Genomic DNA, 23,417 nt, shown 5'->3' on the forward strand with positions numbered 1-23,417 from the left:
ATGACATTGGGCCTCAGCCTCCTGTGGTTTATTTTTGTTGGAAAATCTGCCAACAATGCATAGTATGGGCTTGTTTTATAGATGCAGAGAATAAAACACGAAGGAGTATCACGTTAATCGCTAACTGAACTGCCAATAACCTTTGACTAGCTTAGTTTCGGCCGATTTCTGCTAAGTTCATCTCGGAAACACACGATTATGTGTCTCGCACTATCAAAAAGAGTTTGTACTAGTGCCGAGCGATGGCTCAGTTGTAATTAATGGCTCTCACGTTGTAATTATAGAAGGTGACGTTGTAAAAATTGGCCTCCACGTTGTAAAAATCTTGATTCACGTTGTAATAGTAAAATTTTATAAGTTCACTTGTCTCCCTGGGATGAAAAAAATTATGAGTCCACGAGAGTTCGGTCTTCCATCCTTTAATATTTTCTTTCTTAAAAGCTTCGAGACAGGATTTTGCAAACTGTGTAGTGTGCAAACCATTCTTATTATTCTCTAGGTTATGATGCAGTAAATTTGCCGTCCAAAAAGAACCGGAAAACTACTCTTTCAGTGATGTGTAGTGTGATCTATTTCAACATGGTGCAGAGAACTTCTATTCTAGCGAAACTTCTGAAATGATTGACGAAATATAGCGAAATTGATATACTAATCTGAATAATAAAAACAAAAAACTACATAATTACTCTTATTAAGAGTGGTGGAGGGACAGGCCCTATGAAACCCAGCAACCTGCAAGTTGATCTTGCATTGGTGCTACATCCTGCAAACGTCAGTTTGATAGATAAGAGGAGGACCCAATAACGAGACCTCTTCTTATATGAAGAGGTTTTTCTTTTTGTGAAAAACTATTTAAAATTGGAGAGTGCTAGCAATGACAAAAAAATTCGAAACTAAAGTATTACATAGTGTAAAGAAACAAAAAGGTCATATAAAAAGTAAGGTATCACCTATTTATCAAACTTCCGCATTTGCTTTTGATGATTTGGATGAACTAGAAGGATTTTACCAAGGAGAAGGGAACTATTTATATTCACGAGTAAGTAATCCAAACACCGATGAATTAGCATTGGCGGTTGCCGCTCTTGAAGGTGCACCTGCAGGAGTAGCATCCTCGTCAGGAATGTCAGCTATTCTAGCAGGAATCCTTTGTGTAGCAAAAACCGGTGACCATGTCTTGGCAGCGGACGATTTATATGGGGGAAGCTATCATCTTCTAAAAGAAGAACTGAACGATCTCGGAATTTCGACTACGTTTGTATCTTTTTCAAATCCTCAAGAAATGGAGAACGCGATTCAAGAGAATACAAAGCTTTTATATACAGAGTCGATTACAAATCCACTGCTTAGAGTTGAAGATCTTGATGGGATTGTTAAATTCGCAAAAAAGCATAACCTCTTTACACTAGTTGACAACACGTTTGCTACGCCTTATCATTGCAAACCGTATTTACTAGGCGTTGACTTAGTCGTTCATAGTGCAACCAAGTACATTGGCGGGCATAGCGATATTACTGCAGGGGTACTTGTCGGAAAACAAGACTTAATAGCGAAGGCTCAGTCTAAAGTTGTTAATTTTGGAGCGAATGTAAGTCCATTTGAAGCGTGGCTTACAAGCCGTGGATTAAAAACACTTGCATTAAGAATGAAGGCTCAATCTTTCAATGCAAAGGGATTGGCAGAAGCACTTAGTTTGAATAAACATGTAGAAAAAGTTTATTACCCATTTGAAAAGGAATCTGAAGGTTTTGGAGCAATGGTTTCCATAGCATTGCATAAAAATATAGATGTTAATCAGTTTTTCAAAGCTCTATCATGGGTGAAAATTGTTCCAACATTAGCCGGAGTAGAAACGACGGTTTCACATCCATTGACTACATCACATCGCGCTTTACCTCAAGAAGTGTGCGAGTCCCTGGGGATAACCAAACAACTTGTTCGCATATCGGTAGGCATTGAACATCTAGATGACATTACTGAAGAATTTGAAAGTGCCATTGAACAGGCTAAATTATAGGCAATAAGAAATTGAAGGCGTCACTGTGTCACAGTCAAATGTTCTAAATTTGAACTGACATAGGGACGCTTTTTGCTATTAAAAAATAAAAGAATTTTAACATTTACACAAAACTTGTGAATTCTAAGTATGAGGAAGAATTAAATAATACTGAATATTAAAAATAAGTTTACTATTTTAATTTAATTGTAGTAGAATGAGAATTAACTAATTATTAACAAACGCTAAACTTTCAGTATACATGGTCAGCATTAAATGATTAGCCAATCCGATACTGCCTAGTCTGTCGAAAATCCTTTTCGGGATATTTCATCGCAGATAGAAGCCAGTTTATTAAGACTTACAGAGAAACTGTAGTCTTTTTGAACTGGTTTTTTTGTATTACTAAAAGAAAGGCGGGAAGTAGTGATTTAGCCGAAACATGTAAACGCTTTTAAATGGATTATGAATCTTGTTACTACTAAAGGAATGAAATTGAAGAAAACAACTATCAAACTTAGGGGGAATTATATTTTGAAAAAATCATTACTATTCTTGAGCATGATCATGTCATTTATTTTAATACTTGCAGGCTGCAATACTAAAGACGGTGAGACTGTAAAAACAAGTGCCGATTCCAATGCTGGTGAAAAAGATTATGCAGAAGCACTTGATGGTGAATTTCTCACGATTCTTACAGGGGGATCTTCAGGGGTATATTTTCCACTAGGGGCAACATTAGCTAAAATGTATCAAGATATGGGAGCTAAATCCAACAGTCAATCGACCGCTGCATCTGCAGTTAATGCTATAACGTTAAATCTTGGAAAAGCGGAAATGGGATTTTTGATGGGGGATACTGCAGCTGACGCTTATGAGGGAATCGATAGCTTTGAAGAACAAGGAGCGCAAGAAAATATTCGATCAATTGCATCTCTCTATACGAACTATCTGCAAATCGTTGCAACTAAAGATTCCGGTATTAAAACAATCGAAGACTTAAAAGGAAAAAAAGTCGCTGTTGGGGCACCTGCATCTGGGACAGAAATAAGTGCTAAACGTGTTCTTGCTGCTTACGATATGACTTATGACGATATTAAAGAAGATTATCTTTCATTTGCAGAAGGTGTTGAAGGAATGAAGAACGGGAATATTGACGCAGTCGTCATTTCCTCTGGATTTCCAAACGCCGGAATTTTAGAACTCGGCACTAGCAAAGAAATTGCTATTGTAGAGATTGATGAAGAAAAGATTTTAGAAATACAAAAAAAATATCCAACATTCTTCCCTACTACCATTCCTAAAGATACTTATGATGGAATGGAAGAAGATATACAAACAGTGGGTGTAAATAACATCCTTATGACACATAAAGATGTGTCTGACGAAGTGGTGTATGCAATGACAAAGGCGTTATATGAAAATATTTCGCAACTACAAAACAGTCATAACGCAGGTAAAGAAATTGATATAAAAACGGCTTTAGAAAATCTTCCCGCGCCACTTCATCCAGGAGCTAAGAAATTTTTCGATGAAGAAGGGATTACGGAATAAAGTTTTAGTATGAAAACAAAACTAATTTCAACTTTATTACTATTCTTGATTGTAATCGGAATCTTGCACATTCCGATTCAATCTGTTTTTTTATTAACAGACGTGGAAGGTATGCCGTTACATTTTATACCTGCTACAGATAAAAAAATTACTATCGGTTGGCGTCATTCCGTTCAATTAACTCCTTGGGAGGAGACTTATCGAGTAGTAAATAGCGGAGATTTTGTACTAGAATCCACAACATTTAAGTCTTACGGGGCTGGCACTCCAGATACGGATGGAGTAGTTGAGCTACTTCCTAATGGGTATTTACGTTTGACAGAAATAGAACGGACCATCCCTTATTATTCTCTCTTCTATGTACCTAATTCCTACTATTATATTAAAGCTGCTGGAAAAAAATATTTATTAAGCGATTTTGTACCTGATTATCAGATTGTCCAAATCCATTACAACTCTCTTGTATTATATGAATGGATTTACTTGAAATTTAGAGGAGGTAAAACTTGATGAAAAAAGAATCTTTAGGTGAACCATCAGACACAACAGTAGAAGTAGACAGTCAGAAGATACTGGAGAAGTTCGATTCGGAGTCACGCTTTAGAAATTTAAATGTTATGTGGATGATTCGATTAGTTTCCGTGTTATCAGTTGGTTTGGCACTTTTTCATCTTATTACTTCTTTTACAGGACCATTAGTTACATTGCAACATCGATCAGTTCACACTGGCGTAATTTTAGCGCTTGTATTTCTGTTATTTCCATCCCGTAAAAAAGCACCGCAGCAACATGCAACAGTTATTGACTTTTTGCTAGCCGTGTTGTCTATTGCAACGATCGTCTATATTTTTGTTGATTATATGAATATCGTCCAAAGGGCGGGGTTACCTAATCAGACGGATATTATTTTTAGCTTTTTAGTTGTCATGCTTGTATTGGAAGGCGGTCGTCGTGTTGTCGGTTTGGGGTTGACTGTAATGAGTTCTCTGTTCTTATTATATGCTCTTTTCGGACCTTATCTTCCTACCGTTATTGCTCATCGAGGTTATTCAATCGTGGACATTTTAACGTATATGTATTTAACGACTGAAGGGATATATGGAACAGCAATTGGAGTGTCTGCAACCTATATTTTCTTATTCGTTTTATTTGGAGCATTCCTAAATCGAACTGGTATGGGTCAGTTATTCAATGATTCGGCGATGGCGATTGCAGGTCATACTTCTGGAGGACCTGCAAAAGTAGGTGTAATTTCTAGTGGATTTCTTGGATCAATCAATGGATCCGCCATTGCAAACGTTGTAACAACTGGAGCATTCACAATCCCTCTCATGAAGAGAACCGGTTATTCTAAAAACTTTTCTGGTGCTGTTGAAGCAGCAGCTTCTGTCGGTGGACAGATTCTTCCTCCGGTTATGGGGGCGACTGCTTTCATTATGGCAGAGACATTAGGAATGGCATATTCTGAGATTGCACTTGCTGCCATTATCCCAGGTGTGTTGTATTACCTTGGTGTAATCTTTGTTGTCCATTTGAGAGCTAAGAAACTTGGTTTACAGGGAGTGTCCCGCGAGGAACTTCCGCAAATGAAAGTAGTCATGAAAGAGAGAGGGCATTTAATCATTCCTCTTGTTATATTAATTTACATGCTATTTGGTGGATTCACACCAATTTACGCCGCTTCTTGGGCCATTATTTCTACAGTTGTTATTGCAATGTTTAGAGCAACTACACGATTGAACTTTAAAAATATACTTCAAGCTCTTGAGGAAGGTACCCGTAATGCACTCGGGGTAGCGATGGCTTGTGCAATGGTCGGAATAATAGTTGGTGTAGCATCTCTTACAGGGTTTGGTCTAAAGATGACTTCGGCTATTCTAATTCTAGGAAATGACATGCTTATTTTAACACTGTTCTTTACAATGATCGCTTCCATTATTCTAGGGATGGGTCTCCCGTCGATTCCAACTTATATTATTACATCCTCAATGGCCGCTCCGGCTTTATTGAGCTTTGGAATTGATCCATTTGTTTCACATATGTTTGTCTTTTACTTCGGTATTTTCGCTAATTTAACACCTCCAGTGGCACTCGCTGCATTTGCAGGAGCTGGAATAGCAGGTGGGGATCCGAACAAAACCGGATTCATTTCACTTAAGCTTGCGGCCGCGGGTATTCTTGTTCCATATGTTTTTGTCTATGCTCCTGAATTATTATTACAAAATGCATCCTTTGGAGAAGTCGTATGGGTTACATTTACAACAACTCTTGGTATCCTTGCTCTGGGAGTTGCGTTGGAAGGTTATCTCTTCACTGATGTAAATTTATTTTTCCGTTTAATTGCTGCAGTCAGCGCACTGACACTAATCATTCCAACTGGAGTAACAGATGTAATTGGTTTAACATTAATAGTCAGCTTAGTGATTATGCAAGCTCTTCATTGGAAACGATATTCAGTTTCGACAGCATAAAGTTAGTAATTTGACTAGGCAGCGGAGAATCAATTTTCTTCGCTGTTTTTCTGTGGGTGTGCTAAACGGGACTTCCCATCCAATGACTACATCTCATTGCGTTTTACCACAAGAAGTGTGCGAGTCCCTGGGGATAACCAAACAACTTGTTCGCATATCGGTAGGCATCAAACATCTAGATGACAATACGCTGGAATTGAAAGTGCAATTCTAAATTATAGTAATCTCTGCGTCAGGCTCAAATGCTATACAATTTATTTAACAAGCTGATAGTAGAATCAGCGCAATTTAAAAGTAAGAGTCGACCTTATAAGATGAGGTTAATCAGTTAGTAGGATCGTGCAGTAATAATCAGTAATAAATTCTTCACATACATTGGTGTTTCAATCGTTTATATTTTCTTTCTTTCAATAAGTTTAAAGAAAGAAATTTGCAACCTGTGTAGTGAGTGAACCCTTCTTTCAACTAACGCAGAACGAAACTTTAAAGTTAGCAACAAGCGGCCGAAATTGCATCTTCGGCCGCTTCCTTTCTATGCAGTAAGTGTCCATTCCCTAGTAAACCAAAATCAAAGACCTATGCACGTTGAGGTTGAAGGGGAGCGAAGGACGCACACCCGACGCAAGATTGCCTTTAAAAAATAAGAATGGTGATGTGACAACGTCACATCACCATTCTTATTACTCCCTAGGTTATGATGCAGCAGGTATGCCGTCCAAAGCGAGACGAAAACCATGATGTATGTAGTTAGTTGAGTTTGAACTTTCTTTCTTTAAAGGGAACCTTATTCCATACTCTGTAGAAAAATAAATCTAATCTAAAAGAACCCACAGGCGACTTGCGCTTGTGAGTTCTTTTGTATATAGGGTTAGTAGAAGTTATTTGTTAAAACGTCCACGCTGACGAAGTAACTCGCGATTCAAGTTAGCATCTTTTTCAAAAGCAGCGCGCCCGTGAAGCCAGAAAATATTATTAAGGACAACAAGATCTCCTATAGCAAGTCCCAACTCTACTACATTTTCATCATTTTCCATTGATTGCGAAAGGTCACGAAGATATTTGGCTTGCTCAATAGACTCAGGATAAACAAACTGATCGATATAACAAATACCAGGTTTGCCTTCGTGATCGAAGAATGTTAAACGATCAATTTCTTGATCAACATTTTTACTTTTTGGTGCTTTATATGTGAATTTATGGTTTGATAATGGATGGTTTACATATTTATCAAGCTCTTTCCAGTCATCAAGGTGTAATAAACGTGATTCCCCGCCGCGAGCATTTTCTTCAATCATCTTCATCATAAGTAACCAATCTGTAGGCTCATCTACAAACGTACCATCCGTATGCAGTGTGAATAAGCGATAGGCTTGACGAAGATAAGAGTCACTGCCATCTGTATCTTTTACGCTAAAGCGTGCATAATATTTACCTGACATAGAATCATGGTTTGGAATACCTACCAAGTAAGAAATGGCTGTTGAGAAAATAACATATTCGTCTGTATCTTTAGTAACACCTTCTAAGCCAAGTGTAAATCCACCTGATTCTCGATCATGAACAATGCTTTTAAGAAGTTCACCAAACTCTTCTCCTACTTGATCCAATAAATAAGAAGCCACAATATGATGCGCGTAAGGTGTGTACTCTAAATGTTGAACAGATTGATTGTCCTGCTTTACTACTTCAAGGAAATTCGCAATCGCCTTTTTTGAAATTTCAATGTGATACAAACGATCTGATTGTGGATGAACTTTTACTTCATATGTTTCTGTTTTCTTTTCAAACTTGAATTCTTTCGCCTTTACAACACTCATGGGTAATTCCTCCTGGTTTTTTAGTAAATAGATGAATCAGGTAAATAGGAAATTAAAAAAGCCAGCTATACAGGTTCCCTAATAAAATTAGGATGTACCTGTACAACTGGCTTATATTCACTTCACAGCTCTATGTAATAGAGTCACAGCGAATAAGCAGTTCAATTTAATATTTACGATTGACAATTCCAATTACGTATAAACTGTTCACGAGTTTGAAAATCAAGTTTTCAAAGATGAAAATATTCATAACATTGGATTAAATTTATTCTATCATGTTCATAGATTGATTGTCAATTGATTTTTAATATTCAAAAAATAATGTGATGTTTTGCTAGAAATACAGTTATTTAAACTAAAGCCATTTCTAATAAGTGTATTTGCACTGGTATACGGCTAACAACTTCTTTACCAATTTCAATAGAAGCGGTGGCAGCGGGGGAGGGAGCATTACAAACATGTATGGTCCGTTTTCCCATGACGATGTAAAAGTCATCTACCAAATTCCCATCGCTCTTTAATCCCTGCGCACGAACGCCTGCAGGTGCTGGAATTAAATCATCTTCCTGAATTTCAGGGATTAATTCCTGAAGGCTTTTCGTAAATTGTTTTTTGCTAAAAGAACGGACGTATTCATCCATTCCCTCTTTCATAAATTTGCTCGCCAATTTCCAAAAGCCAGGATAACCTAATACTTCCATTAGATCTTTTGCATTGAAATCAGTCTTTTTATACCCTTCACGTTTAAAACTTAGCACAGCATTTGGTCCTGCATCTATTTCTCCGCTGATCATGCGTGTGAAATGGACCCCTAAAAATGGGAAATTCGGATTTGGTACTGGGTAAATTAAATGTTTAACAAGATATCGTTTTTCCGGTTTCAATTTAAAATACTCTCCTCGGAACGGAACGATCTTCATGTCAGTTTTATAACCCGCTGCAGTAGCTATTCGGTCACTGTGAAGACCGGCACAGTTAATGACCATACGCGCTTTCAAGATACCTTTGCTTGTCTCAATTATAACTTGATCGGATTCTTCGTGAATTTTTTCTACTTTTGTATTTAACTGAATTTCCCCACCATGCTCCAAAATAATATCGGCAAATTTTTCACTTACCTCACGATAATTTACAATACCAGCTTGTGCAACACGAATTGCACCAAGACCGTTAACATGTGGTTCGATTTCCTTTAATTCAGCCGCGCCAATTTTTTGGATAACTAGATCATTTTGGAGTCCTCTTGTATATAAATTATCGAGAAGCACTAACTCTTCTTGCTTGGTTGCGACAATAACTTTTCCACAAATATCATGATTAATCCCGTGTGTTTGACAGAATTCGGTCATCGACTTGCTTCCTTGACGTGCAAAACGAGCTTTGTAACTGCCTGGTTTATAATAAATACCAGAATGAATAACACCACTGTTATGCCCTGTTTGGTGGTCCGCAACAACAGACTCCTTTTCAATAATGACTACTTTTGCATTAGGAAACCGTTTATAAAGTGCCATTCCCGTTGATAAACCTACTATTCCTCCACCAATAACCGCAAAATCATACACGATTGAATCACTCCTATTTAGTCTGTATTTTTTTCACTTAATAAATCCATATAATTAATTAAATTATTCTTTGTCCTCAAAATATGATATTCCACGGCTGCCCTAAGCTCACTAGGATCCCCACGCAAAGCCGCTTCATAAATCATCCGGTGTTCCCGCTGTGTTTCGGGATAATAATCAATGAGTAAATTTGGCGCAATAGGCGAGATGCCAAGTGTTTCTACCATTTTTTGAACTCTCGGCCATGGACAACCTTTACGCAGCGTTTCATGAAAAGATGCGTTCAGACGTATATATTTATCATTTGTTTCATCACATAACTGAAGCTCTTCCATTTCTATTAATATCAAAAGTAATTGATTTTTATTCTCTTGTGTTAAAAATGGAAGCGATTTTTCGACTGCCAAGCCTTCTAATAAAGAGCGAGTATGGTAAATTTCTTCTATATTATCTCGTGTAATCGGTGTAACGATTGCGCCTTTATGCGGGACCATCTCCACTAAACCTTCCATCTGAAGTTGTGTGAGCGCTTCTCGAATAGGCATGCGACTTACGTCCAATCGTTCAGCCCATTCCTCCTGAATCAGACGGTCTCCTTTTTTCAACGTCCCATTCAAAATGGCTGTTCTGAGACTTTTAGTTACATAGGTAACAATGGTTGACTTATCTCCGCTATTATCCAATATACGATCGACCCCTTTCGGATTGGATACAATATACATAATATATCAGCAATATAATGCGATTTCAATAGTAAATAGAAATATATTGTATCCAATTTAAATTATCTGGATACAATATAGTGAAAATTAGCGTCCATTTAGCACTTGGGTTTGGCACGTTCTTTCTTTAAAAAAGCATCACGAGAGTTCAGTTTTGATGCGAGCACAATTGGAAGGGGAATTGTGTCTCTGCATTGGAAAGAATCATACTGCTAGAGAATAGCTGACTACACTCTTTATCTATGTGAAGACGTCACATCACAATTCTTTAATTCTCTAGGTTTTGATGAAGTGGGTATGCAGTCCAAAGCGAACCGGAAATTCTAGTAGGTGCATTGGAAACTTTCAATCATGTGGATTGCATATGACATCCTGACACAGAATCATCCTGTTCAATATAATTGAAAGGGCTTTCATTTAATTTATAAAAACCTCAAATTGGTATAGACAACTATACCTTTATTATATATAGTGAAAATTAAGAATATAAAAAGGAGTGAAATGAGTATGTTTAATTTTCTACAGAAAATCGGGAAGTCATTGATGTTTCCAATCGCTACACTTCCAGCGGCAGCATTACTTTTGCGTTTTGGTCAAGAAGATATGCTTGGAATTCCGTTCCTCGCGGCTGCAGGTAGTGGGATTATTGATAATCTTGCACTTATATTTGCTATTGGGATTGCGATGGGACTTGCCTATGATGGAGGTGGTGGTGCTGCATTAGCGGGAGCAGTCGCTTACCTCGTATTAACTGAAGCGATTGTCGTGATTAACGAAACAATTAACATGGGCGTTTTCGCAGGTATTATTTCAGGTGTAGTCGCAGGACTTCTCTATAACAAATTCTATAATGTGAAATTGCCCGATTTTCTTGCCTTTTTTGGAGGAAGACGATTCGTACCCATTATCACAGCGGTAGCGATGACGATTTTGGCCGGATTGCTCGGATTTTTATGGCCGCCCGTTCAGCAGGGAATTGACGCTGCTGGTGAATGGGTATTGAATGCTGGGATGCTTGGAGTTGGCGCTTACGGCTTCTTGAATCGCTTATTGATACCTGTGGGATTGCACCACGTAATTAACACAGTTGTATGGTTTGATTTCGGAACATTTACGAACGCAAACGGAGAAGTGGTTCGCGGAGAAATCAATCGCTTTTTAAGTGGAGATAAAACAGCAGGTCCGTTCCTCGCTGGGTTTTTCCCAATAATGATGTTTGGTCTTCCAGCCGCTTGTCTAGCTATGTATATGGCAGCTAAAAAAGAGAATAAAGCCATTGTTGGTGGTATGTTTGTCAGTATTGCCTTTACGGCGTTTCTGACAGGAATTACCGAACCAATCGAATTCTCGTTCATGTTCCTTTCGCCTCTTTTATATGTAGTTCACGCTATGTTGACAGGTATTGCGATGATGATCGCTTTTGCATTGGACATACGGCATGGATTCGGATTTTCTGCAGGTGCCATCGACTTTGTATTAAATTACGGGCTTGCCCAAAATCCTTTGATGTTGCTGGTCATCGGGCTCTTGATGGGGGTTATCTACTTTGTCGTTTTCTACTTCTTGATTGTAAAACTCGATTTGAAGACGCCTGGACGTGAAGAAGATGATGAAATTGAAGACGGTACGGTTAATTATGGTGATAATGTATTAGACAACAAAGCGTACCATTCGATTATTGCACTTGGTGGAACTGACAATATTCAAACGATTGATTATTGCACGACACGCCTTCGTCTTCAAGTAAAAGACGCAGAGCTTGTGAATGAAAAACAACTCAAACGACATGGTGCAATGGGATTGATGAAAATCAACAAAACAAATATCCAAGTCGTGATCGGAACATCTGTTGAATTTCTAGCGGAAGCAATGAAAAAACGAATGATGAACGGTAATCCTGTACCGCATAAAACCAATGAGCCCTATGTGGCGAAAGAACAAATGAAGGCAAAAGAAAGTTTAGAAATAAATTTTGCCATGCCGATTGACGGGGAAATCATTCCATTATCTGAAGTTCCGGATGAAGTGTTTGCAAAAGGAATGATGGGACAAGGGTTTGGAATTGTGCCCTCAGGAAATACTGTCTATTCACCGGTTGATGGAAAAATCGTCAGCATTTTCCCGACCAAACATGCGATTGGACTAGAAACGGATACGGGAGTTGAAGTATTAATCCACGTTGGAGTGGACACTGTGAAACTTAAAGGACAAGGTTTTGAATTGTTCGCAGAAGCTGGTCAGTTGATTCAACGTGGAGATGCATTATTGAAAATTGATTTGGCTTATATTGAAGCTAATGCACCGTCCACTATTATCCCAATCATCTTCACGAATTTGACGACCGAAAAATTGACTATATTAAAAAGTGGAATCCAGCAAAATGGAGAGACAGGCATATTGAACATTAAATAATTAAGAACATTAGGGTAAGCTGTTTAGATTGATAAGGTTTTTTTCATCGTTAAGGAGTGACAATTTATGAGCAAAACAATGGTTATTTCAAATTTCACAATTGCCGATTCAACCAAAGACAGTTTCGTTGGGGACGTTTATATAGAAAATGGAAAAATTAAAGAAGTTTCGACTTCTATAGATAGAGTGGCAGATATTCAAATTAATGGTGACGGAAAAAAGTGGATGATTGTACCTGGATTTATTGACGTTCATATTCATGGAGCGGCAGGTTTCGATACGATGGACGCAACACCGCAAGCTCTAGATGGATTGGCAAGTGCACTTCCTAGCGAAGGAACTACTAGTTTTTTGGCAACAACAATGACACAGTCAGATAGCGCGATTTCACAAGCCTTGATGAATGCCAGTCTGTTTCAAGCGCAAGACAATCAAGCAGAAATGTTAGGCGTTCACTTGGAAGGTCCTTTCATTTCGCCTGACCGAGCCGGCGCGCAGCCGCTCGAACATATTAGGAAACCCTCTATTTCTCTTTTTGAGAAATGGAAAAAACAAAGTGGAAACCGTATTAAACTTGTAACCATTGCTCCTGAAACAGAGGATGGACTAGCGTTTATCGAAGAACTAAAGGAAACTGGGGTAATTGCCTCAATTGGACATTCGGATGCAACAGCTGAATTGGTCAGCAAAGCGGTTGAATCGGGTGCTCGCCATGTCACACATTTATACAATCAAATGAGTCCTTTTCATCATAGAGAACCAGGTGTAGTTGGAGCCTCTTTGTTAGAAGATAAGTTGACGGTTGAACTGATTGCTGATTTAATTCATAGTCATCCGTTAGCACTTGACCTTGCATTTCGTCAAAAAAAAGCACATCGAATTATTCTAATCACGGATGCGATACGCGCGAAAGGGCTACAGCCTGGTACCTACGATTTAGGTGGACAAGATGTTCAGGTTAGCCATAATGAAGCGAGGCTTGTGGACGGAACGCTCGCGGGAAGTGTTTTGACGATGGAAAATGCAGCGAAAAATATGAAGTCAGTTACTGGTTGCACCTTATCTGAACTCGTGGCAATGACATCCACAAATGCGGCAATACAACTCGGTCTTTCCAATAAAGGAAGAATCGAGCCTGGAAAAGACGCAGATCTGACCATCATTGATGAAAATTGGAATGTTCAAATGACCATTTGCAGAGGAAATATAGCATACACAAGGGAAGAGATAATATGGAAGTAATCCAAGTTGATAATTACTCTGCGATGAGTGAAAAGGCTGCACGAATGATAGAAGAACAAATCTGTAAAAACGACCGCTCCATACTTGGACTTGCGACTGGATCGACGCCACTGGGACTTTATGAGAAATTAATTGAAGGTCACAAAACATGCGGAGTTTCCTATAAAAATGTACAATCAATTAATTTAGATGAATATTTGGGTCTAGATAAAAATCATCCAGGAAGTTACCATACATTTATGTATGAGAACTTATTTAAAGAAATCGACATTTCAATGGAACACGTATACATCCCAAATAGCAAGCCTCTTTCAGCTGGAGAAGAATGTCAACGTTATGATCAAGTGATTGAACGTATTGGACCAATAGATCTACAAATACTCGGAATTGGATCAAACGGGCATATCGGATTTAATGAACCTGGATCTGATCCAAACAGTACAACCCATGTCGTTGAACTTGCTGCATCTACACGAAAAGACAACGCACATTTTTTTGATTCAATTGAAGAAGTTCCAACTCATGCGGTGACAATGGGAATTAAATCGATCCTAAAAAGCGCTAGAATACTTGTATTGGCGTCTGGCAAGCGCAAAGCGGAAGCGGTTAAGCGTTTGTTAAATAAAGATCTTAGCGAAAGTTTTCCAGCATCCCATCTGTGGAATCATGAAGATGTGACGCTTATTGTCGACACTGATGCGTACAAGTTGGTCAGCCAGAAAGGCAGTGAAGACCTTGCTAGATAAACAATCTCCAGTTCCGATGTATGTCCAAATAGAAGAACATTTAAAGCTCCGTATCTTACAAGACGAATTTTCAATAGGAGCGGCAATTCCTTCTGAACGTGAATTATCGGAAATGTTTAGTGTTAGTCGCATGACGGTACGCCAATCAATAACGAATTTGGTGAATGATGGGCTGCTTTATCGGGAAAAAGGGCGTGGAACATTTGTTGCCCCTCCGAAAGTTGAACAGCCTCTCAGTGGACTGACAAGCTTTACGGAAGACATGCTTGCACGAGGAATGACGCCGAGCAATACCCTAGTTAGTTTTGAGAAGATGATGCCTGAGTTAGGAATTGCACAAAAGCTCCAGTTAGATGAAGGGGATGAGGTTTTCCTCGTTAAACGAATTCGATATGCAGATGATAAACCCATGGCTATTGAAAAGACCTACCTTCCTGTGAAGCTGGTTCCTAAAATGGATAAAGATGTTTTGGATGGATCTCTTTACTCATTTATAGAAAAGGATAGACAAATGACGATTAGCCATGCGTTGCAGCGTATGGAAGCGGCGTTAGTAAAAAAAGAGGATGCTGATTTTCTTCAAATTGATGTGCCATCCGCCATCTTGATCATAGAACGAATTAGTTATTTAACAAACGATATCCCTTTTGAAATCGTTCGAAGTACGTACCGAGCAGACCGTTATCAATTCCTTAGCGAGATTCGGAGGTAATGTAATGATTAGTTATTTCACGGCGATCGATTCATTGATGAAAAAAGTGTTTCTTGAAGATAAACAAGCTGTTAAACGAATTGCTGATGAAATGACAAAACGTCTTTCGAGTGGTGGAATCATTCAGTTATTCGGCTGTGGACATTCCCATTTAATCGCCCAAGAGCCTTATTATCGTTCCGGTGGTTTAGTTCCAGTATGTCCTATTTTCGTCGAACCGCTCATGCTTCACGATGGAGCGATCGAATCTTCCAAAAATGAAAAAGACCCGGATTTCATTCATAGTTTTGTAGGACAACTTGATATTCGTCCAGAGGATACGGTCATCGTCATTTCTACATCCGGACGGAATCCTGTACCGATTGAGGTAGCTATGAAAGCGAAAGAACGAGAGGCTTATACGATCTCGATCCAGTCTCTTTGTTACAGTGGAGAAAAGAGTCATTCTAAACATATTTCAGGTAAGCGGCTTGAAGACGTAGTAGACGATGTTCTAAATACACATGTTCCGATTGGAGATGGCCTTTTGGAAACAAACGGTCTATTGTATGCACCCGCTTCTTCTGTCATCGGCAATACACTGTTGCATGCGACATTCACTAGCGTCATTGAAAAAATGATTGAAAACGGTTTAGAACCGCCTATCTTCAAAAGTGGGAATGTGGATGGAAGCACGGAACACAATGAACAATTGGTTCAAAAGTATAAAGAACGCATCCTATTTTAGTTGAGCGTCTTGACCAAAGGGGCGAAGGATTCACGCTCGTCTCAGCAGTCACACCTTTTACTTCCGAGGTTATACTCTCGCACAAGATAAGAATGTATCATGGGCGTGATATCACTTGGTATTCCATCCGGTTCTGACATTGGAAACTGTATAAAATGCGAAACCCTTCTTTCAAGTAATGCAGAACGACCCTTTAAAGTTAGAAACAAGCCGCCGAAATTTCATCTTCGGCGGCTTCCTGTCTAGGCAGTAAGTGTCTATTCTCTAGTAAACCAAAATCAAAGACCTATGTAAGTTGAGGTTGAAGGCGAGAGACGGACGCACACCCGCCGCAAGATTGCCTCTAAAAAGAAGCATTTTGATGTGACAACGTCACATCAAAATGCTTTTTATTCCCTAGGTTATGATGCAGCGGTTAGTGCCGTTGATAGCGAGCCGGAAACCTAGTAGATACATTGTATTCTTTCGCAGGCTCTATTCTCTTCAATCGCCCGCTCTCTTATTCTTTAGGTTATGATGTGATGTACAACGTCACATCACATTTCTTTAAATTCCCTAGGTTATGATGCAGTGGTTTGCAGTCCAAAGCGAGCTGGAAACCCTAGACGATAAAGTGTGAGGATGTGGACTTTAATCTCACCCATATAAAAGAGGAAATCAAATTGAATTCACTAATGCTATAATAACCCAACGAATAAAGGTATAATTCCATCAAAAGAAATATTCAAACTAAGTGAAAAGAAAGGGCAAGGTGTTACAATGCCATTTAAAGGACAGCAAATTTTACCTGCTATTCAATCCATGAAAGACTTTGATAAAATGCTAACCTATTCTTTTCGCTATGGTGTGTTTTTGAATATACACGTAGGCATGTTAAAAAGTGTATTCGATTATGCTCGCTCAGAAAATAAAGACATGTTTCTTCATATGGATTTAATTCAAGGCTTATCAAACGATGAACATGCCACTGAATATGTGTGCCAAACGATAAAACCATATGGAATTATCTCAACGAGAAGCAGCGTAATCAAAAAAGCACGCCAACTTAATGTCAAAGCAATCCAACGAACCTTTGTTATTGACTCAACCGCATTAAATAGAAGCATCCAGATAATTCACAAAACAGATCCAGACTATATTGAACTTTTGCCAGGTGTAGTCCCTAAAGTGATTGAACGCATCCGTTTAGAAACTGGTAAACCCATTATTGCGGGTGGATTAATCGAAACACAACAAGAAGTTGAAGCTGCGATTGCAGCAGGAGCAAGTGCGATCACGACGTCATCGTTATCTTTATGGGATCTATTTTCTTAGAAAAAATAAAAAATAAAGTATTCTGACTCTTGACAGCGTTTTCATAATTTGTTAAGTTAATAGCAAGTTAATATTCCGTGGAGAGACCAAGAGACTCACATACACTTTGACACTTATTTACGTGTCAAAAGTATATGTGAGTCTCTTTTTTTTTCATGGTTGGAAAATAGTGAATTTAATGGGATAGGGAGGTAATATGATTATGAGTGAATTTTTAGCAGAGTTGATTGGAACAGCTATTTTGATTATATTTGGAGCAGGTGTTGTTGCAAATGTGAGCTTGAAAAAATCTTTTGCATTAAATGGTGGGTGGATCGTCATTTCATTTGGATGGGGACTCGGTGTAGCTATGGCTGTTTACGCAGTCGGGCAGTTTAGCGGAGCTCATTTAAATCCTGCAGTAAGCCTTGGTTTAGCGTTTAATGGAGATTTTTCTTGGTCTCAAGTGCCATTGTATGTGACAGCTCAAATGATCGGCGCCTTCATAGGGGCAACTATTGTATGGCTTCATTTTTTACCGCACTGGAAAGTAACAGAGGATTCTGGTGCCAAGCTTGGCGTGTTTTCTACTGGGCCAGCTATCCCGCATCACTTCTCGAATTTATTAAGCGAAATTATTGGAACTTTTATTTTAGTCATTGGTATTTTATCAATTGGAGCAAATGACTTTACTGAAGGGTTAAATCCATTTATTGTTGGAATGCTCATTGTTGCAATAGGACTTTCTTTAGGAGGTACGACAGGTTACGCAATTAATCCTGCTAGGGATCTAGGGCCAAGAATTGCTCATTATCTATTACCAATTGCAGGAAAAGGAAGCTCGAACTGGGGATATGCCTGGGTTCCTGTTTTAGGACCAGTCCTAGGTGGATCATTAGGTGGTGTGTTTTACAAAGGATTCTTCACTAATGATTTCACGATTTGGTTTTGGCTTGTCTTAGGTATTACGCTTTTGTGTTTATTATTTTTATTTTTAGTTGATAAGAAAGAATTACAATCTCAAAAAACCGAGCAATTATCAGCTCAAAGGGGAGTATAAAATGGAAACATATATCTTATCATTGGATCAAGGAACGACAAGTTCAAGAGCCGTTTTATTCAATAAGAAGGGTGAAGTTGTGAATTTTGCTCAAATGGAATTTCAACAATATTTTCCGAAACCAGGTTGGGTCGAACATAATGCTAGTGAGATTTGGGGATCTATTTTAGCCGTCATTGCTTCTGTTTTATCTGAATCCGGTGTGAAACCAAATCAAATAGAAGGTATTGGAATCACAAATCAACGTGAAACAACTGTTGTATGGGATAAAGAAACTGGTTTACCGGTATACAATGCGATTGTTTGGCAATCTCGTCAAACTGCTGGCATTTGTGATGAGTTAAAAGAACAAGGGCATAACGATACGTTTCGTAATAAAACGGGTTTGCTAATTGACGCTTATTTCTCTGGTACAAAAGTAAAATGGATTCTTGATAACGTTGAAGGTGCTAGAGAACGAGCAGAAGAAGGCAAATTGCTTTTTGGAACCATTGATTCGTGGTTAATTTGGAAACTTTCAGGAGGACAAGCGCATGTCACAGATTACTCCAACGCTTCGCGGACACTCATGTACAATATTTATGAATTAAAATGGGATCAGGAACTTCTTGATATTTTAGGGATACCAAAGTCAATGCTGCCAGAAGTGAAATCTTCTTCAGAAGTATATGCGAAAACAGTAGATTATCATTTCTTTGGGCAAGAAATTCCAATCGCTGGTGCAGCGGGTGATCAGCAAGCCTCTTTATTTGGGCAAGCTTGTTATAAGGAAGGAATGGCTAAAAATACATATGGCACTGGGTGCTTTATGTTAATGAATACTGGTGAAAAAGCAGTTGTTTCAAATCATGGTCTACTGACTACCCTTGCTTGGGGAATTGATGGGAAAGTGGAATATGCATTAGAGGGCAGTATCTTTGTTGCGGGAAGTGCCATTCAATGGTTGCGTGACGGGCTGAGAATGATTAAGAATTCACCAGCAAGTGAGGATTATGCTAAACGCGTGGACTCAACGGATGGTGTATACGTAGTACCTGCTTTTGTCGGTTTAGGAACACCTTACTGGGATAGTGAAGTTCGAGGTGCAATCTTTGGCTTAACAAGAGGAACTACGAAAGAACATTTCATACGAGCAACGCTAGAATCTCTAGCATATCAAACGAAAGATGTCCTTGATGCGATGGAAAAAGATTCAGGGATTAAGCTTAGAAAGCTACGCGTCGATGGTGGAGCTGTTAAAAATGATTTTCTTATGCAATTCCAAAGTGACTTATTAGACGTCTCGGTTGAACGTCCAGTAATTGAGGAAACAACAGCACTTGGGGCAGCATATTTAGCAGGACTTGCTGTAGGTTTCTGGAAGAGTCGAGAAGAGATTGCGGACATGTGGAAAGTCGATAAGAATTTCGATTCGACTATGTCTGAAGAAAGTCGAACAGAACTTTATTCAGGCTGGAAAAAAGCTGTAACAGCTACTATGGCTTTTAAATAAAACATGAATATGGTATAGTAAAGCTAAGTTAATAAACGGGTAGAGACTTAGAGAGACCTGAATTCATTATGGAGCAATTGCTCGTAATGTTATTCAGGTCTCTCTTTTTCTATTTGTAAAAATAGTCCAATATAATGAAAAAATGATATATAAATAATAAGGAGGAACTAATTACATGCAAAATTTTTCAAGTACAAATAGAGAAGACAAATTGACGACTATGAGCCAAGTGGTATATGACCTTATTGTCATTGGTGGAGGAATTACCGGAGCGGGAATTGCACTGGATGCTGTGACTAGAGGAATGAAAGTTGCTGTTGTAGAAATGCAAGATTTTGCAGGTGGTACATCGAGTCGCTCAACAAAACTTGTCCACGGTGGACTGCGTTACTTAAAACAATTTGAAGTTAAAATGGTGGCTGAAGTCGGCAAAGAGCGTGAAATCGTTTATGAAAACGGAGCGCATGTCACGACCCCAGAATGGATGCTGTTACCGATCCATAAAGGTGGGACGTTTGGTAAGCTAAGCACTTCTTTTGGTTTACGTGTTTATGATTATTTAGCAGGAGTTAAAAGAAAAGAACGACGCAAAATGCTTACTGCAAAAGAAACACTAAACCGTGAGCCTCTAGTTAAAAAAGAAGGACTACGTGGAGCAGGTTACTATGTTGAATATCGAACTGATGATGCGCGTTTGACACTTGAAGTAATAAAAAAAGCTGTGGAGAATGGTGCTGAATTCATCAATTATGTTAAAGCACAAAGCTTTATCTATAATGAAAAAAAGATTACAGGTATTGAAGCTATTGACCAGATAACAGGTAAGAAATTGCGTATTTCAGGGAAAAAAGTTGTTAATGCAGCCGGTCCCTGGGTAGATGCTGTCCGCAATATGGATTATTCCAAAAACACAAAGCAACTGCGGTTAACAAAAGGGGTTCATTTAGTAGTCGACCAATCTGTATTCCCGTTAAAACAAGCTTTATATTTTGATACACAGGATGGACGAATGATGTTCGCAATCCCGCGTAATGGCAAGGCATATGTGGGTACGACCGATACAGTATTTGAAAAAAATCAAGAAATAGCAAACCCTAAAATGACGATTGAAGATCGTCAATATATATTGGATGCCATTCATTATATGTTTCCCGTTGTTAGCATTTCTGTTGATGATGTTGAATCAAGCTGGGCGGGTGTTCGTCCTCTTATATACGAGGAAGGAAAAGATCCATCTGAGATTTCTCGTAAAGATGAAGTGTGGGAACATGAAAGTGGTCTGATTACAATTGCTGGCGGTAAATTGACCGGCTATCGAAAAATGTCTGAGCATGTGGTGGATCTTGTAACGAAGCGTTTAAAATCAGAAACTAAACAAACCTTTGGAAAGTGCATGACCATAAATTTACCTATTTCAGGTGCTGATTTTGGTGGCTCAAAACAATTTGAATCTTTCGTTGAAATAAAAGCTCTTGAAGCGGTCCAATTCGGATTAACAGTTGACGAGGGACGTCACTTCGCCTCTTTTTATGGAACGAATGCAGATCAGCTTTATTTAATTGCACATGCTGCATCAGGAATGGAACTTGAAGGTTCTATTACACCGGCCGTTTACGCGGAAGTTGTCTATGCGATTCAAAATGAAATGATGGTCAAACCGGTTGATTTCTTTATTCGACGTACAGGCAGACTGTTCTTTGATATCAATTGGGTCGAGCTTCACAAAGTTTCGATAATGAACCTGATGAAAAACTTGTTAAAATGGGATGAAGAAACGTATCAAGCATATCAAGTCGAGTTAGACAAAGAAATGCACGATGCAGTCATTCCATTTGAAAATAAGGAATCGGTAAAATAACAAACGAAAAGTACGGCTAATCCACAATGGAATTGGCCGTACTTTTTTGTCATGGTTTTATAAGGTCTGGGCACTTTTGCTATGAAAAAACCATACACATATATTAAAAGGAAAAGAAAAATCATCAGTGATTTTTAATGTGTAGACCGCCAAAATTCGAATAGGTTCATGAAAAAAGTTTATGGATGCTGGATAACGGTAATACATTATATAGATATAGCATCTTAATGAGATTTTTATAAATTCCAAGCAAGTATTGGAAAAGAAATAGGAAGTGTACATATTGAAGAAGTTCAAGGTTTTGTTCATCCTGTCTTTAGTCATTAACTTTTCGTTAGTTGGTGTGGGCAGTATTGTCGTGTATAACCAAGGTGGAATGGCCCTTGTTAAAACATTCTTTTCATCGCAAGAATATCCAGATTATTATCTTCAAAAGAAGCATTTATTCGAGTCAATTGAATATGAAACAGTTGATCAAGTATTTCTCGGGGACAGCATTACGGATCATGGAGAGTTCCAAGAATTTTTTCCGGGTGGTTTGGTTTTAAATCGAGGTATTGTAGAGGATGACACGTCAGGAGTTATGAATCGAATCGAAGAAGTAGTGAAGCGTAATCCGCAAGAAGTGTACATTTTGATTGGGATTAATGACATTGGCAAAGAGGTTGATGCAGAGGTGTATCGAAAGAATATGGAGGAAATCATCCAATCTTTTGATCAAACGAAAACTCAAGTGATCGTGCAGTCAATTCTTCCGGTGAATAATAAAGCGTATCAACACGCGATTTCAAATAAAACCGTTGATCAATTCAACGAAATTCTTCAACTATTAGCAGAAGAAAATGGTGTTCAATACGTTGATTTGAATGAACATTTTCAAAATGCTGAAGGTCAGTTAAAGAAAGAGTTCACGGTAGACGGGATTCATTTAACTGGTAAAGGATATGATTTGTGGATGGAAAATCTGTAATAAAAATTATAAGTGTAAGGAGCGGCCGGAATTCATTTTCGGTCGCTTTTGGTATGAAAAAACCATACATTTTTTAACCTAAGGGGGTATATATTTATGAAGGAAATTCGAATACATAGTAGAATTTTTCGATATTCCCTTACAATAAATAAAATAATAGACATTCGACAAAATTTTACAAAAGTTCTTCTATGAAAAGTTAAGTGATTCATATATACTAAGTTATAGGAAAAATTTCAAGAAAATAATGATTATTAATATGAAATATCATGTCCTAATACCTATCACTATTACTATTTACACATATATAAGTTATAAAAAACAGTATAATGGAAAGAGGGAGTTTCTTGCATGGTAAAAATATTTAAGAGATCATGTGCAATCTGTAAAATTCAGGATGTAACATTAATTAAATTTGAAAATCGTAGTGGAATGCGCATGGTTTTCTGTGAATCTTGCAAGAAGTATGCAGAAAGAAGATCATTTAAAGTGATCAAACTTTATTATGGTAAGAAAAGTAATAAACCAGTTGCACAACAATATATGAGGTGAAAATCTGATTGTTTGACTTACAATTCTTGAGGGGAAATGTGAGGACTATTAATGAATAGTAAGAAAGCATGAAGCAGTCGAAATAGCATCTTCGACTGTTTTTTTCGTTAGACAAGAAAATATAAATTTAGAGTGCCATGAACCCAGTATTCCCGGTATTTTAAGGAGTAGGTTCTAGTATGATACCGTTGATTTCCGCTCCAGACGGACGCTTTCCACGGGGCGGGC

Annotated in this window: 18 protein-coding genes and 1 riboswitch; of the genes, 15 read left to right on the top strand and 3 right to left on the bottom strand. The window is 38.3% G+C overall.

All coding sequences use genetic code 11. The features are described 5' to 3' along the window. Window positions 1-685: 685 nt before the first annotated feature. Window positions 686-791: riboswitch (SAM riboswitch) on the top strand. Between the two features lie 83 nt (window positions 792-874). The 5 genes from C406_RS0114555 to C406_RS20545 all read left to right on the top strand — a co-directional run bounded on the left by C406_RS0114555 (window position 875) and on the right by C406_RS20545 (window position 6,235). Then, window positions 875-2,017 (top strand): trans-sulfuration enzyme family protein, encoded by a 1,143-nt coding sequence (locus tag C406_RS0114555; protein ID WP_017381383.1) that lies wholly within the window; start codon window positions 875-877, stop codon window positions 2,015-2,017. Window positions 2,018-2,530: 513 nt separating this feature from the next. Then, a complete protein-coding gene (locus C406_RS0114560) occupies window positions 2,531-3,550 on the top strand; it encodes a TAXI family TRAP transporter solute-binding subunit (protein WP_017381384.1) in 1,020 nt (339 codons plus the stop codon). 9 nt (window positions 3,551-3,559) lie between these two features. Further along, entirely contained in the window at window positions 3,560-4,060 is a 501-nt protein-coding gene (locus tag C406_RS19955; RefSeq protein WP_017381385.1) for a DUF1850 domain-containing protein, read from the top strand. Next, window positions 4,060-6,021, top strand: coding sequence for a TRAP transporter permease (locus C406_RS0114570; RefSeq protein ID WP_017381386.1), 1,962 nt, complete (start codon window positions 4,060-4,062; stop codon window positions 6,019-6,021). Before C406_RS19955 ends, C406_RS0114570 begins: the two co-directional genes overlap by 1 nt. 58 nt (window positions 6,022-6,079) lie before the next feature. After that, window positions 6,080-6,235 carry a PLP-dependent transferase gene (locus tag C406_RS20545; RefSeq protein ID WP_443146804.1) on the top strand — a complete coding sequence of 52 codons (156 nt, stop codon included), beginning with the start codon at window positions 6,080-6,082 and terminating at the stop codon, window positions 6,233-6,235. 664 nt (window positions 6,236-6,899) lie between these two features. On the opposite strand, the gene glaH is transcribed toward C406_RS20545, so the two are convergent. From glaH to C406_RS0114585, 3 genes are all read right to left on the bottom strand, one after another. Beyond that, window positions 6,900-7,838, bottom strand: coding sequence for a glutarate dioxygenase GlaH (glaH, locus tag C406_RS0114575; protein WP_017381387.1), 939 nt, complete (start codon window positions 7,836-7,838; stop codon window positions 6,900-6,902). A gap of 350 nt (window positions 7,839-8,188) precedes the next feature. Continuing rightward, the gene (gene lhgO / locus C406_RS0114580; RefSeq protein ID WP_017381388.1) at window positions 8,189-9,403 is read right to left on the bottom strand and encodes an L-2-hydroxyglutarate oxidase; all 1,215 of its coding nucleotides are present in this window, start codon (window positions 9,401-9,403) and stop codon (window positions 8,189-8,191) included. Between the two features lie 17 nt (window positions 9,404-9,420). Further along, window positions 9,421-10,125 carry a GntR family transcriptional regulator gene (locus C406_RS0114585; protein ID WP_155966755.1) on the bottom strand — a complete coding sequence of 235 codons (705 nt, stop codon included), beginning with the start codon at window positions 10,123-10,125 and terminating at the stop codon, window positions 9,421-9,423. Between the two features lie 507 nt (window positions 10,126-10,632). Here C406_RS0114585 and nagE point away from each other — a divergent pair. From nagE to C406_RS0114635, 10 genes are all read left to right on the top strand, one after another. Next, complete coding sequence (nagE, locus tag C406_RS0114590) at window positions 10,633-12,537, top strand: N-acetylglucosamine-specific PTS transporter subunit IIBC (protein ID WP_017381390.1); 1,905 nt, start codon at window positions 10,633-10,635, stop codon at window positions 12,535-12,537. A 66-nt stretch (window positions 12,538-12,603) separates the two neighbouring features. Next, the gene (gene nagA, locus C406_RS0114595; RefSeq protein WP_017381391.1) at window positions 12,604-13,779 is read left to right on the top strand and encodes an N-acetylglucosamine-6-phosphate deacetylase; all 1,176 of its coding nucleotides are present in this window, start codon (window positions 12,604-12,606) and stop codon (window positions 13,777-13,779) included. Next, entirely contained in the window at window positions 13,770-14,525 is a 756-nt protein-coding gene (gene nagB / locus C406_RS0114600) for a glucosamine-6-phosphate deaminase (RefSeq protein ID WP_017381392.1), read from the top strand. The genes nagA and nagB overlap by 10 nt, the downstream gene beginning before the upstream one ends. Next, window positions 14,515-15,237, top strand: a complete 723-nt coding sequence (locus C406_RS0114605) for a GntR family transcriptional regulator (protein ID WP_017381393.1) — start codon at window positions 14,515-14,517, stop codon at window positions 15,235-15,237. The genes nagB and C406_RS0114605 overlap by 11 nt, the downstream gene beginning before the upstream one ends. Before the next feature lie 4 nt (window positions 15,238-15,241). After that, entirely contained in the window at window positions 15,242-15,964 is a 723-nt protein-coding gene (locus tag C406_RS0114610; protein ID WP_017381394.1) for a sugar isomerase domain-containing protein, read from the top strand. Between the two features lie 759 nt (window positions 15,965-16,723). Then, window positions 16,724-17,278, top strand: a complete 555-nt coding sequence (locus C406_RS0114615) for a glycerol-3-phosphate responsive antiterminator (RefSeq protein WP_017381395.1) — start codon at window positions 16,724-16,726, stop codon at window positions 17,276-17,278. Window positions 17,279-17,480: 202 nt separating this feature from the next. Beyond that, complete coding sequence (locus C406_RS0114620) at window positions 17,481-18,317, top strand: MIP/aquaporin family protein (protein WP_017381396.1); 837 nt, start codon at window positions 17,481-17,483, stop codon at window positions 18,315-18,317. A gap of 1 nt (window position 18,318) precedes the next feature. After that, complete coding sequence (gene glpK / locus C406_RS0114625) at window positions 18,319-19,809, top strand: glycerol kinase GlpK (RefSeq protein ID WP_017381397.1); 1,491 nt, start codon at window positions 18,319-18,321, stop codon at window positions 19,807-19,809. Between the two features lie 175 nt (window positions 19,810-19,984). After that, window positions 19,985-21,667 (top strand): glycerol-3-phosphate dehydrogenase/oxidase, encoded by a 1,683-nt coding sequence (locus C406_RS0114630; RefSeq protein ID WP_017381398.1) that lies wholly within the window; start codon window positions 19,985-19,987, stop codon window positions 21,665-21,667. 274 nt (window positions 21,668-21,941) lie between these two features. Continuing rightward, a complete protein-coding gene (locus C406_RS0114635; protein WP_237740573.1) occupies window positions 21,942-22,637 on the top strand; it encodes a DUF459 domain-containing protein in 696 nt (231 codons plus the stop codon). Window positions 22,638-23,417: the final 780 nt, after the last annotated feature.

The organism is Paenisporosarcina sp. TG-14 (genome assembly GCF_000297555.1).
In the GTDB taxonomy this organism is placed as follows: Bacteria; Bacillota; Bacilli; order Bacillales_A; family Planococcaceae; genus Paenisporosarcina; species Paenisporosarcina antarctica.

Excerpts from the sequence above, each read along its gene's own strand:
- C406_RS0114555 (WP_017381383.1), top strand. The coding sequence starts at position 875 with ATGACAAAAAAATTCGAAACTAAAGTATTACATAGTGTAAAGAAACAA.
- C406_RS19955 (WP_017381385.1), top strand. The coding sequence starts at position 3,560 with ATGAAAACAAAACTAATTTCAACTTTATTACTATTCTTGATTGTAATC.
- C406_RS0114570 (WP_017381386.1), top strand. The coding sequence starts at position 4,060 with ATGAAAAAAGAATCTTTAGGTGAACCATCAGACACAACAGTAGAAGTA.
- glaH (WP_017381387.1), bottom strand. The coding sequence starts at position 7,838 with ATGAGTGTTGTAAAGGCGAAAGAATTCAAGTTTGAAAAGAAAACAGAA.
- C406_RS0114585 (WP_155966755.1), bottom strand. The coding sequence starts at position 10,125 with ATGTATATTGTATCCAATCCGAAAGGGGTCGATCGTATATTGGATAAT.
- nagE (WP_017381390.1), top strand. The coding sequence starts at position 10,633 with ATGTTTAATTTTCTACAGAAAATCGGGAAGTCATTGATGTTTCCAATC.
- nagA (WP_017381391.1), top strand. The coding sequence starts at position 12,604 with ATGAGCAAAACAATGGTTATTTCAAATTTCACAATTGCCGATTCAACC.
- nagB (WP_017381392.1), top strand. The coding sequence starts at position 13,770 with ATGGAAGTAATCCAAGTTGATAATTACTCTGCGATGAGTGAAAAGGCT.
- C406_RS0114610 (WP_017381394.1), top strand. The coding sequence starts at position 15,242 with ATGATTAGTTATTTCACGGCGATCGATTCATTGATGAAAAAAGTGTTT.
- C406_RS0114615 (WP_017381395.1), top strand. The coding sequence starts at position 16,724 with ATGCCATTTAAAGGACAGCAAATTTTACCTGCTATTCAATCCATGAAA.
- C406_RS0114620 (WP_017381396.1), top strand. The coding sequence starts at position 17,481 with ATGAGTGAATTTTTAGCAGAGTTGATTGGAACAGCTATTTTGATTATA.
- glpK (WP_017381397.1), top strand. The coding sequence starts at position 18,319 with ATGGAAACATATATCTTATCATTGGATCAAGGAACGACAAGTTCAAGA.
- C406_RS0114630 (WP_017381398.1), top strand. The coding sequence starts at position 19,985 with ATGCAAAATTTTTCAAGTACAAATAGAGAAGACAAATTGACGACTATG.